Annotated in this window: 16 protein-coding genes; 6 read left to right on the top strand and 10 right to left on the bottom strand. The window is 61.7% G+C overall.

What is annotated here, in order from left to right:
- Positions 1–171: 171 nt before the first annotated feature.
- The 4 genes from AW06_RS05885 (at position 172) to egtD (ending at position 3250) form a co-directional block, all read left to right on the top strand.
- Positions 172–1359: a lipid-transfer protein gene (locus tag AW06_RS05885; protein ID WP_034947108.1), complete on the top strand. Its 1188-nt coding sequence runs from the start codon at positions 172–174 to the stop codon at positions 1357–1359.
- Positions 1360–1650: 291 nt separating this feature from the next.
- Complete coding sequence (locus AW06_RS20020; RefSeq protein WP_273704429.1) at positions 1651–2037, top strand: hypothetical protein; 387 nt, start codon at positions 1651–1653, stop codon at positions 2035–2037.
- Positions 2038–2289: a hypothetical protein gene (locus AW06_RS05895; protein ID WP_034947110.1), complete on the top strand. Its 252-nt coding sequence runs from the start codon at positions 2038–2040 to the stop codon at positions 2287–2289.
- Between the two features lie 10 nt (positions 2290–2299).
- Positions 2300–3250 carry an L-histidine N(alpha)-methyltransferase gene (gene egtD, locus AW06_RS05900; protein ID WP_034947114.1) on the top strand — a complete coding sequence of 317 codons (951 nt, stop codon included), beginning with the start codon at positions 2300–2302 and terminating at the stop codon, positions 3248–3250.
- A gap of 34 nt (positions 3251–3284) precedes the next feature.
- Here egtD and senA read toward each other — a convergent pair whose 3' ends face one another.
- Positions 3285–4445 (bottom strand): selenoneine synthase SenA, encoded by a 1161-nt coding sequence (gene senA / locus AW06_RS05905; RefSeq protein WP_034947144.1) that lies wholly within the window; start codon positions 4443–4445, stop codon positions 3285–3287.
- A gap of 108 nt (positions 4446–4553) precedes the next feature.
- Between senA and senB the strand changes: the two genes are divergently transcribed.
- A complete protein-coding gene (gene senB / locus AW06_RS05910; RefSeq protein WP_171047192.1) occupies positions 4554–5579 on the top strand; it encodes a selenoneine biosynthesis selenosugar synthase SenB in 1026 nt (341 codons plus the stop codon).
- 5 nt (positions 5580–5584) lie between these two features.
- On the opposite strand, the gene AW06_RS05915 is transcribed toward senB, so the two are convergent.
- The 7 genes from AW06_RS05915 to AW06_RS05945 form a co-directional block, all read right to left on the bottom strand.
- Positions 5585–6607, bottom strand: coding sequence for a hypothetical protein (locus tag AW06_RS05915; RefSeq protein WP_034947117.1), 1023 nt, complete (start codon positions 6605–6607; stop codon positions 5585–5587).
- 251 nt (positions 6608–6858) lie between these two features.
- A complete protein-coding gene (phaC, locus tag AW06_RS05920; RefSeq protein WP_034947121.1) occupies positions 6859–7965 on the bottom strand; it encodes a class III poly(R)-hydroxyalkanoic acid synthase subunit PhaC in 1107 nt (368 codons plus the stop codon).
- Positions 7966–8031: 66 nt separating this feature from the next.
- The gene (locus AW06_RS05925; RefSeq protein ID WP_034947124.1) at positions 8032–9111 is read right to left on the bottom strand and encodes a poly(R)-hydroxyalkanoic acid synthase subunit PhaE; all 1080 of its coding nucleotides are present in this window, start codon (positions 9109–9111) and stop codon (positions 8032–8034) included.
- Between the two features lie 145 nt (positions 9112–9256).
- The gene (locus tag AW06_RS05930; RefSeq protein ID WP_034947127.1) at positions 9257–9676 is read right to left on the bottom strand and encodes a MaoC/PaaZ C-terminal domain-containing protein; all 420 of its coding nucleotides are present in this window, start codon (positions 9674–9676) and stop codon (positions 9257–9259) included.
- A gap of 10 nt (positions 9677–9686) precedes the next feature.
- Positions 9687–10127, bottom strand: coding sequence for a MaoC family dehydratase N-terminal domain-containing protein (locus AW06_RS05935; RefSeq protein ID WP_034947130.1), 441 nt, complete (start codon positions 10125–10127; stop codon positions 9687–9689).
- Between the two features lie 58 nt (positions 10128–10185).
- On the bottom strand, positions 10186–11367 hold the full coding sequence (locus AW06_RS05940) for an acetyl-CoA C-acyltransferase (protein ID WP_034947132.1): 1182 nt from the start codon (positions 11365–11367) through the stop codon (positions 10186–10188).
- A gap of 58 nt (positions 11368–11425) precedes the next feature.
- Positions 11426–12193 (bottom strand): 3-hydroxyacyl-CoA dehydrogenase, encoded by a 768-nt coding sequence (locus AW06_RS05945; RefSeq protein WP_034947135.1) that lies wholly within the window; start codon positions 12191–12193, stop codon positions 11426–11428.
- 470 nt (positions 12194–12663) lie between these two features.
- On the opposite strand from AW06_RS05945, the gene AW06_RS05950 reads away from it, so the two are divergent.
- A complete protein-coding gene (locus tag AW06_RS05950; protein WP_273704430.1) occupies positions 12664–14748 on the top strand; it encodes an alpha/beta fold hydrolase in 2085 nt (694 codons plus the stop codon).
- 6 nt (positions 14749–14754) lie between these two features.
- Here AW06_RS05950 and AW06_RS05955 read toward each other — a convergent pair whose 3' ends face one another.
- Positions 14755–16302 (bottom strand): AMP-binding protein, encoded by a 1548-nt coding sequence (locus AW06_RS05955; RefSeq protein WP_034947138.1) that lies wholly within the window; start codon positions 16300–16302, stop codon positions 14755–14757.
- Between the two features lie 5 nt (positions 16303–16307).
- Positions 16308–16527: hypothetical protein (locus AW06_RS05960; RefSeq protein WP_034947141.1), on the bottom strand; the 220-nt coding region annotated here is incomplete at its 5' end.

Raw genomic sequence — 16527 nt, forward strand, 5'->3', positions numbered from 1 at the left:
CGTGTGTCTAAACTTCAGTCAATACAATACTCCTGGGGAATCCCGATTCGGCGCAAGCATTCCGGCGACGCCGGGAACGACCGCCGGAAGCGGAAAACCGATCGTCGTCGGCGCAAGATCGTGACGCCCGGTCCGTGCCAACCGTCCCCAGCAAACAGGGAGAGATCGATCATGCAGGGAAAAGCTTATGTCGCCGGTGTCGGCTTGGTGCCGTTCGGCAAACCGGGTACGACCGAGCCCTACGACCAGATGGCGGCCGCAGCCGTGCGCCACGCGCTCGATGACGCGGGGCTGAGCTATGAAGCCGTCCAGCAGGCGTTCGCGGGCTATGTCTATGGCGATTCGACGTCCGGACAGCGCGCCCTCTACGGCGTCGGCATGACCGGCATCCCGATCGTCAATGTCAACAACAACTGCTCGACCGGGTCGACGGCGCTCTTCCTGGCTCGCCAGCTGATCGAGGCCGGAGTGCTCGACTGCGTGCTGGCCGTCGGCTTCGAGCAGATGCTGCCGGGCGCGCTGAGCGAGCACTGGACCGACCGTCCGTCGCCGTTCGCGCGCTTCGACCACCTCTGCGAGGAGATCAACCCCTGGCAGGTGCCGCTCGCGCTCCGCTATTTCGGTGGCGCCGGCAAGGAATACATGGAGCGCTACCACGTCACGCCGAGGCTGTTCGCCAGGGTGCGGGCCAAGGCCAGTCGGCACGGTGCCAACAACCCGGGCGCGCTGCTGCGCAAGGTGCTCAGCGAGGACGATGTGATGGCGGCACCGCTGGTCTTTCCCGAAGCCGGCATGACGCGGCTGATGGCTTGTCCGCCAACCTGTGGCGCGGCGGCCGCGATCCTCGTCTCGCAGCGCTTCGCCGAGAGGATGAACCTGGATCGCCGCGTCGTCATCGTCGCGCAGGCAATGACCACGGATCGCCCCGGAACGTTTGAGAAACGAAGCATGATGGCACTCGTCGGCGCGGACATGACCCGCGCCGCCGCCGATCTGGTCTACCAACAGGCCGGCATCGGTCCCGAGGATCTCGACGTGGTCGAATTGCACGACTGCTTCGCACAGAACGAAATTCTCACCTACGAGGCCTTAGGACTGTGCCCGGAAGGGGGTGCCGACAAGTTCACCGCCGAGAGCGACAACACCTACGGTGGCCGTATCGTCACCAATCCGTCGGGCGGCCTGCTGTCCAAGGGTCACCCGCTCGGTGCCACGGGCCTCGCCCAGTGTGCCGAGCTCGTCGAGCAGTTGCGCGGCGAGGCCGGCGCGCGTCAGGTAGCGGGTGCCAGGCTCGCCTTGCAACACAACCTCGGCCTGGGCGGGGCCTGCGTCGTCACGCTCTATCAGCGCGCCGACTAAGAGGCTGTGAAAAATTTGCGCGCGTTTCGGCCCCAGCATGGCGGAACCGGCGAACCCGACGAGCCAGAGTGGCGCGAAGGGATCTTCACCGAAACCCGGCGAGTGTTCTGATGCCCAACATGTGCTGCTGGCGGCTTTGACCTTGCCGGGCGCCTCGCTGCTGATGCTGGCGGCCGGCTCCGCCTTGGGGCCGCTCGCCGGCACGCTGAGCTGCCTGACGGCGTGCACCATCGGTGCGACGCTGACGATGTTGGCGGTTCGCCATCTGCTACGACCGTGGGTGACGCGCAAATGGCTTGTCGCCTGGCCGATATCGAGGCACGTTTCTCCTGCGAAGGTCCTGCCTGCCTGTTCAGCCTGTGCCTGTTGCCGACCGTCCCTTTCGCGCTGGTCAACGCCGCCACCGGCCTGTCCTGCATGACGACCTGGACGTTCTTCTGGATCATGCTCGCCTGCCAGCACAAGTTGCACGCTCGGCAGGTGCTGCAGGCGGTGGCGCCGGAAGCAAACACGCACAGCGGGCTGCTGCCGGCGCGCTACGGCGAACCGATACCCGACGGCATCGATTACCCGGTGTTCGTCAAGCCGGTGAGTGCCGCCTCATCGATCCTCGCGCGCCAGGTGGACAGTCCCGGCGAGCCGAGGATGATGACGCGCTTCGGCGCCTGGGAACGGTAGGTGATCCGCCATCTGGTCAAACCCTTTGCACGGATGGCCGCCAAGCGTATGCCGCAAGCCGGCAGTGCGCATCGGCCGATGCTCGAAGCGCCGATCCGCGGAAAGCAATATCTGCGCGTCGATGGGGTCGACCCGCATCACCTGTGCGTTCGCTGCGAGAAGGACAGCCGCTTGCTCGACTGGCTGGTTCCCTACGCGGATACGCACGCCGAACCGGCCAGCCAGCGCGGCGCTTGCCCGTGCTGTCGCTAAAGAACAGCCGATGAGACTCCTGCAGGCCGCGCCGGAAGCACCGGAAAACGCAGTGTCGATCCGCGCCGAGCTGCTCTCCGGCCTGAGTGCATCGCCAGCAACGATCGCGCCGAAGTACTTCTACGACGCACTCGGCTCGCGGCTTTTTGCGGCGATCACCGAACTGCCCGAATACTACTTGACGCGCACCGAAGCCGAGATCTTCGCAGAACACCAGAACGCCATGGCAGCCGCGCTCGGCCTGGCGGCAACGCTGGTCGACCTCGGCGCAGGCAACTGTGAGAAGGCTGCCCGCCTCTTTTCGGTGCTGCACGTGCGCCGCTACGTGGCAGTCGACATCTCGCTGCACTATCTTCGCGAGTCGCTTGAAAACCTGCAGCAGAAGCATCCGGCCATCGAAATGCTGGGAGTCGGTCTCGATTTTTCACGGTCGCTGCACCTGCCAGCCGAGGTCGGAACGGAACCTCGCACCTTGTTCTATCCCGGTTCGAGCATCGGCAATTTCACGCCCGATGAGGCGCTGGCTTTCCTGCGCCAGGCAAACGCCGAATGTTGCGGTGGCTCGCTGCTGATTGGCGTCGATCTCGTCAAACCGGTCAATGTCCTCGAAGCGGCCTACGACGACCCTCTGGGCATCACCGCGGCGTTCAACCGCAACCTGCTCCGGCACCTGAACCGGCTCGCCGGCACCGATTTCGACATCGCCGACTGGCGCCATGTCGCCTTCTTCAACGGTGGCGAATCGCGCATCGAAATGCATCTGCAGGCACTGCGCGACACGACGGTGAGCTGGGCAGCCGGTGAACGGCGCTTCGCGGCCGCCGAACGTATCCACACCGAACATTCGTACAAGTGGCGTAGCGAGGATTTCGCGGCGCTGCTCGAAACCGCCGGCTTTTCACGGCCTCGCCATTGGTGCGATGCGCGCGGCTGGTTCGCGGTTTTCGCCGCACAGGCGTGAGCCGATGGCCAGGCTACAGCAGGCGGCTGGACGGTCAGATGGCGCAACTGCGAAAGCCGTTGTGCAGGTCGTTGCGCTCGGGCGTGAAATAGTTGCGATAGCAAGGATGCGCCAGGCGCGGCGAGGTCGCCCGGCTGGCACCGCGCAGCACGTAGCGGTCGCCAAACCAGGGCGCAGAATAGTCGCGATAGGGGTGGGCGGAGAAGCCGGGGTAGGCCAGAAAGCGGCTGGCCGTCCATTCCCAGACCTGACCCCAGCGGAAATCCGGCCGGCTCCGGGCCGCCATTTCCCACTCCGCTTCGCTGGGCAGGCGGCGGCCCGCCCAGCGGCACCACGCTTCGGCTTCTTTCCAGGAAAGATGCGTTGCTGCCGTATCGATCGCCAGATCCTGCCACTGTCCGAAGACGCGCTGCTGCCAATGGCCGGCGTGCCGGCGCAGGTAACGCGGCGTTGCGGCGCCGGTTTCCTCGACGAAGGGAAGGTAACGGCGCCAACTGACGACTTCGCTGTCGATGGCGAACGTCGGCATGGCCACCGCATGCGGAGCGAGTTCGTTGTCGAAGGCGAATCCGTTGCCGCTCCAGCCGAGCGTCCACTGCCCGGCGGGAACGACGAGCAGACGGGTTTCCGGCAAAGGGATGGCCGCTGCCAGCAGCGCATCGGACAGCGGAATGTCCAGCGCCTGCGCCATGTAGATGCCGGCTTCGCCGTGCATGTCCTCGTGGAACAGCGCCAGACGGAAGAAGTACAGCGCCGCGTCGGTTTCCGGCGTGGTCGCAAGCAGCGACAGTGTTTCCTCCAGGCCCTCGGCGAGATAGGCACGCGTCGCAGCGAGGTCGGGCAAGTGGAGTTGCCAGCGCGTCGAGTGCGCGACGCTGCTCGAGTTGTACAGCGCATCGGCTTGCGGCAAGCGCCCGACGGGACGTTCATGCTCCGGGTTGCAGGCGGTTCCGTTCGCGCGCTGCTGGTTACGGGCAATCCAGTAGTCCTGGAACCAGCCGACGTGCCCTGCTTCCCAGCGCGGTGGATTGATCTGCGGCGAACAGGGCACGGTCAGCGAATCGCCGAGCGTGGCAGCATAGGCGTCGAGCAGCGCCAGCGTGCGTGCACGGCTGGCAGGCAGCGCCATGGCGAGAAATTCGCGACCACCCCGGCGGGCGGTTTCGGCAATGCCGGTGGTCATATCGGTGTTCATCGGCGGGGTGCAGGCAATGACCAAAATTGTAACCGTTGTGGACGGAATGCGCCTTGCAATGGCGGGAAACGGTCATGACTTTCATGATCGTAGGTGCCTGGAAAAGTCATGACCGTTAGCATGCCGCAACTGGTCATCGTCAGCCCGGCGCTGCGCGACGCCAACAACGGCAACTGGCAGACGGCCCACCGCTGGCAGCGGCATCTGACCGGCACGTACCGCGTGCGCATCGTCCGGGACTGGCCGGATGCGCTGGCTGCCGATGACGCGGTGATGATCGCGCTGCATGCACGCCGCTCGGCGGCGGCGATCGCACTCTGGAGCTCCGTGCATCCGCAGCACGGGCTGGCGGTGGTCCTTACCGGCACCGACCTTTATCATGACATTCTGACCGATTCACAGGCACGGCGCTCGCTGGCACTGGCGCAGGCGCTGATCGTGCTGCAGGAACGTGCGCCGCAGGCGCTGCCGGAAGCGGTACGGGACAAGGCGCGGGTGATCTTTCAATCGACCACCGAACGCCGGACGCTGGCCAAATCGCGGCGGTATCTGCGCGCGGTCATGGTCGGACACCTACGCGACGAGAAGTCTCCGCAGACGCTGTTCGCCGCCGCCCGCCTGCTCGCCGACCGTCCCGGCATCTTCATCGATCACATCGGCGAGCCGCTCGACCCGGCACTCGGAGAGGAAGCGCGGGCGACGATGACGAGCGTTGCCAGCTATCACTGGTTCGGCGGCCTGCCACACGAGACAGTGCGCCGGCATATCCAGCGCGCGCACCTGCTGATCCACGCCAGCCGCATGGAAGGCGGCGCGCACGTGATCATGGAAGCAGCGGCAAGCGGCACACCGGTGCTGGCATCAGCCGTCGCCGGCAACATTGGCATGCTCGGCACCGATTACGCCGGCTACTTTCCGTGCGATGATGCGGAGGCGCTGGCGGCACTGCTGCTGCGCTGCCACGAAGCCGTCGGCGCAGCGGGCACCGATCAGGCACCCGGCGGGAATTTCCTGCAGCAATTGGGAGCGCAGTGCCGGGAGCGAGCACGGCTGTTCACGCCGACTCGCGAACGCGCCGAGCTGCGCCGGCTGGTCGATGAATTGCTGGCCGGCGATCCTGGTGGAACCCACTGATCGGATCAGCCAAGCAGTTGCCCCGCCTGGTGAAGCAGGCGCTTGCTGCGAATGAGTTCGCTACGGGGAAAACGGCAAGCAAGCAGGCTGACCACCGGGGCACTCCTCACCACCACTTTCGGAAGCACGATCTCGGCCGCGGCCTCGCCGGATCCTTCGGGCATGAGCACGTTCATCTGGTCGAGCCGCAACTTCGTCCTGTCGATCCTGATGTAATCGGGGCCGTGCGTCAGCACCTCCCGCACACGCCCGATGAGCTCTTCGAGAGTCTCGCCAGTACCCGGAAATGTCGCGAGCGCGCGCTCGTTCTCGGAGAGTTTCCGCTCCACGTCTTCGATCTTCTGGCGCCCGCCGGCGCCCTCTTCCAGCATTTCTTCAAGCCCGACACGCTGGCCCTTCAGGATCATCAGCCGCGCCTGCAACATCGATCGCTGCGCCTTGAGATCCTGGCGCTGCATATCCACCGATGTGATCTGTTGCAGCACTTCGGCAAGCAGGAACTTGAAGGCACGGCGCCGGATTTCGAGGCGTGCATCGTGCTCGCAGCCACTCGGCAATACCGCTTTCTTGTCGGTAAACGAAACGCAGGTCCGCACCACTTCGTGCTTGATCGCTCCCCCTTCAGCTGCCACTCCAAAACCTGTCGCCTCGTGACAGTGGAAGCGCAGCGTTGCCCACACCTGCCCGGCCCCTGGCGTGGCCTCGAAGAACTCCTGAACCGCCCGGCTGCGGCTGAAGACCTCGGGGATGTCCCGCGCGGTGGCGAACAGGGCGCGCAATGTCGGATTCTCCGCCCAGACCGTCGCACTGGCTTCGATGGCGGGAGGAATTTGTGCTTCGATCTCGCGGCAGTAGAGCACCGCCTGCTCGACCGCTGGCACGAGCTTGCGGCGGTAGCCGGGAACGAGCTTCAAGCGCGGATTGATGATGCGTACGATCTGTTCGATACGCTGCTCGATGACCGCAGGGGGGACCGTGGAACCGGTCGCCTCGTCGTTACCGCCGAAAAGCCAGTCAAGAATTCCCATCCGCACTCCCTGCGGTTCACGTGCCGGCAAAGCTGGCAAACGTTCCAGTCAACGGTCATCAGGCGGGTTGTCAAAGGCCAGAGTATCGGATTTGAATGGCGTGCCCGGAAGATTCTTGACCTGATCGCCCCGGAAACGCCCTTTTCGCCGATTTCTGGCAAGTCAGTGACGACGATACGGCAAGGGCGTTTCAGGAAACTCGCGACCGATGGGCACGGCCGCGAGTGGTTACAGAATGGCTACAGACTTCTTCAGCCGCCGCGCTCGCGCATCCAGCTCGCCACCTTCGGAGCGAGGACCTTTTGCGCCAGGCCACCGGTGTAGATCCCGATGTGGCCGGTAGCGATGGCAAACTCGGTGTAGTCCTTGCTGCCGACATGCTTGCCGAGAGCAACGGTGCACGGCGGTGGCACGATGTGGTCCTTTTCGGCAAAGATGTTGAGGATCGGCATCGTGAGATCCTTGAGATCCACCTTGCGACCACCGACCTCAAGGGTTCCCTTGACGAGTTTGTTCCCTTTCAGGTAGTCACGGATGAACTCCTTGAACATCTGGCCGACAGCGTCGGGGCCTCCAAAAAGCCACTTTTCCATGCGCAGGAAGTTCTGTAACGCCAGACGGTCATCGAGAATATCGACCACGTCGGCGTACTTGCCGTAGTTCAGGATGAACGGCGAAGCCATCATGAACGACTCGTTCAGTACGGTAGCCGGCACATTGCCATGGACGGCAACCATCTTTTCGACGTCGGCATCGGCACCCATGGTGAACATCAAGCCTTCGTGCGGCTTGTGATTTGCCCGATAGGCATCGAAATCGATTGGAGACACGGTCAGGACCAGGTGGCTGATCTTGTCCGGATTGAGCGTCGCATAGGTGGTTGACATGGCGCCACCCTGGCAGATACCCAGCAGGGCAATCTTGTCGACACCATGGTACCTGCGGATGAATTCCACCGTATCGTCGAAGTAGCCGTTGATGTAGTCGTCGAGCGTGCGGTACTTGTCTACCATACGCGGGTAACCCCAGTCGTTGAGGTAGACGTCGATTCCCTGGTTCAACAAATTACGGACCAGCGAGCGGTCTGGCTGCAGGTCGGCCACCTCGTAACCATTGATCAGCGGCGGCATGATCATCAGCGGCGTCTTCATGATTTTCGATTGCTCGACCAGCGGATGATAATGGTAGACCTTGATGCCATCCTGCTCAAAGATGATGTCTTTTGGCGTGCTGCCAATATCGATGTCGTCGTCGGTCAGATTGGTGAGGTTGCTGATGCCCTTGGTGAGCTTCTCGTTCAGAGTTGCGGCTTCAGCCACGAGGTCAGCGGGAAGAATCTGGATTGGGAAAGAAAACATGGGTAGCACCCTCCTAAAGGTCTTATTAGCTTGTAAACCCGATCAGCACAACATTCAGGCTTCGGCTCACTCGCTCTTGGCACGCGCCACGGCGGCGACCTTGCGAGGCGCGACGCTGCCCTTGGCAGCCCCTTGCGCGGCCTGCGGCAGTGCCTTCTTGAGCGCTCGGACCTCTTTCTTGAGTTCGTGGATCACCTGATAGGTTTCGTCCAGTTCGCTGCGCGTGGGCATGTCCAGACTACGGAAGATGTCTTCGACAACTGCGCGTTGTGCCAGCTTGAATTGCTGCTGGGCTTTCGTGAACGCGTTTTGCGTATCGAGGAACTCCTTCGTATTGAAGGTCACCAGCAGCGATTTGTCTGCCGTACGATACCAGAGGCCCATCAACTGGCGCAATGCGGTAATCTTCTCACCCTTGGCAGCCACTTTTCCGAGTTCTTCCACGGTTGCCTCGACGGCCTTGGACAAGGCCTCGGCAAACGACGTGTGGAAATTGAGACTGCTCTTGCGCAGATCAACAACGGTGTCGATCAGCCGCAATAGCTTGGCGTTCTTCTCACGGGAAGCGCCAAACAGGGGAATCTGACCCACGCCCGCCAGGGCACTGGCGTCGCCTTCCATCGACAACAAACGGTTGAGTCCGGCGGTGCCGCCGAGTACTGCTTCGCCAAAGTGCCCGGATGAAGCGGCCTGCATCAAAAAGGACAACCAGGGGCCCATGGCATCGGGCAAGTCTTTGCTGAAGGTTCCGCTCAGATTACCGATGTGCGAACCCATGCCGAAACTGCGCTCCAGCATGGCTGTCGATTCCTTGGCCCACTGTTCGGCAAAACCCTTGAGGTCGGGACGCCAATCCTTGTTGGCTTCGAGATTGGGCGCCACGACCTTCATGGACTTGAAAAAGAAATCCATGACGCGGTTCATTGCGCCCTGGCTGCTCGATATACGGTCCATCAGCAGGCGTGCAGCTTCGTTGGTACTCTTGTTGGCGGTTTCAACACCTTTCTTCACCGCTTCGACGGGGCCTTCGTTGCCGCCAGGGAGATTCTGCAGCAGCGCGGACCAGTCGCCCCACATGCGCTTCTGCGACTCGGCCCAAGCGTTCACGACGCTGCTCATTTGCTCATTCGGATCCTTGTTTTCCACTCCTGTGATCTCCTTTCAGTGTGTCGGACACGCCTACCGCCACGGTAGGCGGATGCCCTGCGGTAAGCGGGGTGCACTCTACAACAAAACTGCGGCCGTCTGGCGACGGCCGCGATCATGCAGCTTGACTGGCCTGGTAAAGGTATCAGGCCAGTGCCACTACTGCATCTGCCTTATGCTTTGCTTCACCCTGCTCGTTGGCGCAGGTCAATTCAAGGCGAACACATTTTTCGCCCCCCTGCTCCAGCTTCTCAACCACCTTGCCGGTGCACACCAAGCGCTCGCCAACCTGGGTGATGGCCGTAAAGCGCACCCCGAAACTGCGGATCGCTTCCTGCGGCACCCATTGGGTCAGCATGCGACCCAGGTAAGCCATGCCCAGCATGCCGTGCGCAAAAACGTCGGGGATTCCTTTCGAGCGCACATAATCCTGGTCAAGATGCAGGGGATGGTGGTCGCCGGAACCCGTGGCATACAGGGCAAGAGTCAGACGGGACACCGGCTCGGTGGTCAAAGAAGGAATCTCGTCGCCAACCTGGAGCGCATCAAAATTCGCTGTTGTCATGGACTTCCCCCTATCCCCGAATAACCATCACAGAGTGCACATCGCACACCAGTTCGCCCAGCCGGCGCACCTTGACATCCTTGACGACGAACTGCAAAGCGCCATTCTTCTTGTCGTAAATGTCGGTGATCTCGCCATCGAAGGTCAGTGTATCGCCAGAATAGACCGGCTTGTGATAAACGAACGATTGCTCGCCATGCAGCATCTTGCCGAGGTCACAGCCCATGGTCTCGAGGTAATCGAAGGGGTGCTCCTTGTCCATGTCCATGCAGAAGAAGAAGGTCGGTGGCGCCAGCACACCCGGAAGACCGGCCTTTTTCGCGGCCTCCTCGTCGAAATAGATCGGGTTCGTTTCACCTGTCGCCTTGGCGAACCATTTCAATTGCCACGCCGTCAGGTTGACGGAATGCTGAGGCACTTTCATGCCGATGTGTTTCTTGTCGATCAACATCTGTTTCACTCCTGGACCACCCCGGCAACCGGGGTGGAAACGCTGTTTGACGACTCGTTCAGATGATTTCCAGAGCGATCGCAGTGGCTTCGCCGCCGCCGGCGCAGAGGCCCGCGATGCCGCGCTTGAGACCACGCGCCTTGAGCGCGTAGAGCAGCGTCACCAGAATCCGTGAACCCGTCGCACCGATCGGATGGCCTAGCGCACAGGCACCACCATTGACATTGACCTTGTCGCGCGGCAGTTTGAGGTCACGCATCGAAGCCATGGTCACCGCTGCAAATGCCTCGTTGATTTCCCAGAGATCGACGTCCTCGGCCTGCCAGCCAAGCTTCTTCAACAGCTTCTCGAAAGCAAATACCGGCGCCGTGGTAAACCAGGAAGGATCATGCGCAAAGGTCGAGTGGCCGACAATCCGCGCCAGGGGTTGGATGCCGGCACTCCTGGCGTCCGATTCGCGCATCAGGACAAATGCCGCAGCACCATCGGAAATCGACGACGAGTTGGCCGGCGTGACCGCACCGTCCCGCTTGAATACCGGCTTGAGTTTGGCGATCTTTGAAACGTCGCACTTCATCGGCGTCTCGTCGAGGGCGACCACTTCTTCACCCTTGCGGCTGGTGATGGTCACCGGTGCGATCTCGTCCTTGAAGACACCCGAGGTGACTGCGTTCTGTGCGCGGGTCACGGATTCAACGGCGAAGGCATCCATCTCTTCACGCGAGAAGGCGTACTTGTCGACGCACAGTTCGGCGAACACTCCCATCGGCTTGCCTTGTTCGTACGCATCCTCAAGGCCGTCGAGGAACATGTGGTCATGCAGCACCCCATTTCCCAGCCGGTAACCCGAGCGTGCGGTGGTCAGCACATGCGGAGCATTGGTCATCGATTCCATGCCGCCCGCCACTGCGATGTTGACCGAACCAGCCAGCAGCTCGTCATGAGCGATCATGACCGATTTCTGGGCAGAACTGCACATCTTGGTCAGGGTGGTGCAAGGCACCGACTTCGGCAGACCGGCGCCCAGGACTGCCTGGCGCGCAGGTGCCTGCCGCACCCCTGCCATCAGGCAGCAGCCCATCAGCGCCTCGTCGATCTCCTCGACCTTGACACCGGCCTGCTCGACAGCGGCCTTGATCGCGACAGCGCCGAGTTGCGGCGCGGTCATACCCGCAAACTGACCCTGAAAAGCGCCCACGGGGGTACGCTTTGCACCTACGATGACAACGGATTCACTCATACGACACTCCTTGATTGCAACGGATGTTGCCAGATTGAAGTTTGCTGCTGACCAGGAATTACTTGGGCGCCATCCGGATGGCGCCGTCAAGGCGGATCACTTCACCGTTCAGATAGCCATTCTCACAGATATGTCTGACCAGCCCGGCGTATTCAGCAGGTTTGCCGAGGCGCGACGGGAACGGGACCATCTTACCCAGAGAATCCTGAGCGGCCTGCGGCAGACCCTTGAGCATCGGCGTTTCGAAAATGCCCGGAGCGATCGTCACCACCCGGATACCGTGAGCCGCCAGTTCGCGTGCCACGGGCAGGGTCAGGCCAATCACCCCTGCCTTGGACGAAGCATAGGCTGCCTGGCCAATCTGACCATCGTAACCCGCGACGGAAGCGGTATTGACGATTACACCGCGCTCGCCCCCCTCGTTCGGATCGTTCTTGCTCATCGCCTCGGCGGCCAGACGAATCATGTTGAAGGTGCCGACCAGATTGATGTTGACCACGCGCGCGAAGGTTGCCAGGTCATGTGGGCCATCGCGGCCCAGCACCTTCTTCGGTGGTGCGACACCGGCGCAGTTCACCAGTCCGTGCAATGCTCCGAATTCGTTCACGGCCAGATCGATGGCGGCACGTGCACTGGCCTCATCGGTCACATCGGTCTTGGCAAAGCGCGCGTTCGCACCCAGCTGCGCTGCCTGCGCCTCACCCGCGGCCGCGTCCACATCAACGATCACCACCTTTGCACCCGCGTTGATCAGGCCACTCGCCGTTTCTGCTCCGAGTCCGGAGCCAGCACCCGTTACCACAAAAACACTGCCACTGATTTGCATTTTAACCCCCAAAAAAATATCGCGACATCACGTAATGCCACGCTCCTGGACTGTGCCGACGGCGCTTATCCATGCGTCGTCACAGTAAAACAGAACCTCAGGCTCTTCGGAAACCCTTTTGAAGAGACGAGGGCCTGACTTCAGAAGGCTGCCCGGCAACCACCCGCACAGCCAACCGTTGCACTTACCAGTTCCCTGGTGCTTGGCGCATGACGCTTGGCCGCAGGCGAGCAATCTCGCCATTGTCGAATGCAGACTGCTGCCGAGTCAAGCCTTCGACGCAGTGCAGCAGCAAGGGCCACACGATGCCCGCGCGGCAAACGATCCTTGCCAGGGATCAAGGACCCGCTGTCACCGCTTCTGTTGACCTGGATCAGGGCCGCGTCCGCGTAATGCTTTAGGATATTGCTCGCTTGGGCGCTGTGCCGCCCTATGCTGATGATAGTCTCAGCATTCAACGGAGAATTCACATGGTCGAAACGTTTAATCCATCCCAGGAAGCTGCCGTGGCGACAACGGCTCCCCCTCCTCCCGAAGAGATTGGTACCGTCAAACCTCCCGCCAAACCCCGCGTCGCTCGTCGGAAAAAACCCATAGCAAACCGGACCACTCTGCCAGTGGTTGCTGAAGCCGCCACGGCCACCGCGCCGGGCTCTACCACGGCCATGCTTCCGGCCACCACTCCGGCAGCAGTGGCGACGCCCGCGACAGCAATAGCCACGCCCGCGGCAGCAGCGGCAACGCCAGCGACAGCAACGGCCACACCTGCAGCCGCCGAGCCGCAGCCGCGAACGGGCTTCTCTCGCCGCCTGGGAGATCGCCATTTGCTGGATTCCGACGCTCTGGAAAACATTGACCGGATGACCAATGTGGCGCTTGGTCAGCTGAGCGGAGGGGTTTCGCCGGCGTCCCTGGCGATGGCCTATCTCGACTGGACGGTGCACCTGGCGGCCTCACCCGGCAAGCAGTTTCAACTGGCGGCCAAGGCAACCCGCAAGGCGCTGCGCCTGGGCAGCTATGCCCTATCGTCGGCAATCACGGGTAACGCCGAGCCGACCATCAAACCACTCCCCGGCGACCATCGCTTCGATCATCCGGGCTGGCAGCGTTTTCCATACAACGTGATCTACCAGGGCTTCCTGCTCAATCAACAGTGGTGGCACAACGCGACCACCGGCATTCGTGGCGTTTCCAAGCATGGCGAAGCCGCCGTATGGTTCACCGCCAAACAGATCCTCGACATGACCGCACCGTGCAACGTCCCTTACCTGAACCCGGAAATCGTTGAAACCACGATCAACGAGCGGGGTGCGAATCTGGCACGAGGTGCCCAGTTCTATGGCGAGGACGTGCGTCGCGCCCTGCGCGACGAGAAGCCGGCCGGAATCGATGCGTTCAAGGTAGGAGAAAATCTCGCCATCACCCCAGGCAAGGTCGTCTTTCGTAACCTGCTGATCGAGCTGATCCAATACTCACCGACCACCGATACCGTGCAGCGCGAGCCGGTTCTGCTGCAGTCGGCCTGGATGATGAAGTACTACATACTCGACCTGTCGCCGCACAATTCACTGGTCAAGTACCTCGTCGATCAGGGTCATACGGTATTCATGATTTCCTGGCTCAATCCGGGTGCGGAACACCGCAACCTGGGAATGGAAGACTACCGCAAGCAAGGAACGCTGGCCGCCATCAACGCCATTTCGGACATCCTGCCGGGTCGCCGCATCCACGCGGCGGGTTACTGCCTGGGCGGAATCCTGCTGACCATTGTCGCCGCCGCAATGGCTCGCGACGGGGATGACCGTCTGGCCAGCGTCACCCTGTTCACCACCATGACCGACTTCACCGAGGTTGGAGAAATCAACGTCTTCATGGATGCCAGCGAGGTGACCTTGCTTGAAGACATGATGTGGCAGAAAGGTTACCTGGGGCACAAGCAGGTTTCCGGCGGCTTCCAGCTGCTCAAATCCGCCGACCTGATCTGGTCGAAGATGGTACGGGAGTACTATCTTGGGCAACGCGAACCGATGTTCGATCTGATGGCCTGGAACGCCGATGGTACGCGCATGCCCTATCGCCAGCACTCCGAGGTTCTGCGTCGCCTCTACGTGGACAACGAACTGTTTCAGGGCAAGTACCTGGTCGACGGGCGCGCCATCTCGATCAGCAACATCCATGTGCCAATGTTTGCCGTCGCCGCCGGGGCCGACCACGTGGCTCCGTGGCACTCGGTATACAAGCTGCACCTGCAAAGCGACGCGACCGAGCTGACTTTCGTCCTCACCAGTGGTGGCCATAACGTGGGCATCGTCAATGAGCCGGGTCGCCCGCGCCGATCCTACCAGCTCAGTGTATGCCGGGAGGGCAAACGTTTCCTGGATGCTGAAACCTGGAAGGAGAAAACGCCATCGTATCAAGGGTCGTGGTGGCCTGCGTGGCAACAATGGCTGCAGCGGCACTCCTCCGGCAGTGAAGCACCGCCGCCGATGGGCGCGCCGGACAAGGGCCTTGTTCCGCTCTGCGACGCACCGGGAACCTATATCTATCAGGTTTGAGGGTCATCATGATCCTGGACTTGCGCCATTACCTGCCTGATAGGCATCCCGCATCGCCCGCTTTAGCGTCTTGCCGGCTGCGTTGCGTGGAAAGTCGTCCATGATCTGCAGCGCGTGCAGGCGCTGGTAGCGAGCGTCGACGCGCTCGTTGATCCAGGAACGCAGTTCGCTGGCACTGGTTGCTGCCCCGTCGCGGAGCAGCACCGCAGCGACCGGCGTTTCGCCCCATTTTTCATGCGCCACGCCGAATACGGCCACTTCCCTGACCGCAGGGTGACGTGCGGCGACCTCTTCGATGTCCCTCGGGTAGATCTTGACGCCACCGCTGTCGATCATGTCCTTCTTGCGGTCAACCAGATAGAGATAACCCTCGTCATCGGTATAGCCCAGATCGCCAGTAAACAACCAGCCGTTGCGGATCGCCTGCGCAGTCAGATCGGGGCGGCCGTAATAGCCGGTCATCAGCGACGGCCCACGCCCGACGATCTCGCCGACCTCTCCAGGCGGGGCGTCGCTGCCGTCGTCCCGGACGATGCGCATCTCGAAAAAACAGGGTGGTGATCCGACCGAACCGGCCTTGCGAAGTGACTGCGTCTTATCGAGAATGGTCCAGAAACCTTCGGTCAGTCCATAGAGTTCGTAAAAGCGATCAGGCAAGAGGCGATTGAGCAGGTCCTTCTGTTCCTGATAGAGCGGCGCCCCCAGCGAAAGGATCATTTGCAGTGAAGAAAGCCGTTCAGCGGAGAAATTCGGCGAGTTGAGCACAGCGATGATCTGTGCGGGTACCATCATGGTATGCGTGACGCGCTCGCGGGCGATGATCTCGATCGCCTCTTCCGGATCGAACTGGCGCTGCAGGACGTAACGCGCGCCCAGATAGAAGCAGGGCATCATGGTCACGAAAGCACCGTTGAAGACGATCGCGCCGGTGTGCAGCACCACCGATTCAGGGCTCATCCGCCATGCCGAGGCGAACAGGGTGCAATACATCGAGCGCACGAAATGAGTATGCATGATCCCCTTCGGAAGACCCGTCGTGCCGCTGGTGTACATCACATTGAACAATTCGTCCTGTCCGACCGGCACGGATTCGAACCCTCCCTCGGAAGCATTCCCAAACGGGGCCGCAGCGTAATCCGCATAATCTCCCGTCGGGCCGTCAATCATCAGCACGTGTTCAGCCGTCAGCCCCGGCAACTCGCCACGTATCTGATCGACAACCGGCGCCATCGAGCGATCCGTGATCAGACAAACGGCACCTGCATCACGCAGCAGGCTGGCCAGACCGGAAGCCATCAACAGCGGGCTCAGGGGAACCAGTACCGCACCGATCGACGGCACCGCCCAGTAAACTTCGAGGAGTTCCCGGCAGTTGCTCAAGACCGTTGCGACCCGATCACCTTTGCGCACCCCAAGCGACGACAGCAAGCAGGCGCAACGGTCAACACGCGCCTCGAACTCACGCCAGCTCAGACGTTCCTGCTCGACCACGACGGCCACCTGTGCCGGCCGGAAAGTCGAGTGATGTTTGATCAGTGTCGCAAGTTGCAGCATTTTCCTTACCCTCCAAAATATCCGCGCCACGCCAGGCCAATTGTGTCGTCCTTCCCGAATCGGTCCAGAGCGTTCATCGCCGGCATGCTGTCGCAGCGCAACAAAACGTTACTATACCGTGCAATTTCACCCGCTCGTGCAAACCCTTGCTCAAACTCTGGCGCGGGCTCGACGAAAGGCCGCGACAAGTCCTCCGGAAAACCATTTAAGGTGATTTCCTCATTT

This window comes from Candidatus Accumulibacter cognatus (genome assembly GCF_000584975.1).
GTDB classification, from domain to species: Bacteria; Pseudomonadota; Gammaproteobacteria; order Burkholderiales; family Rhodocyclaceae; genus Accumulibacter; species Accumulibacter cognatus.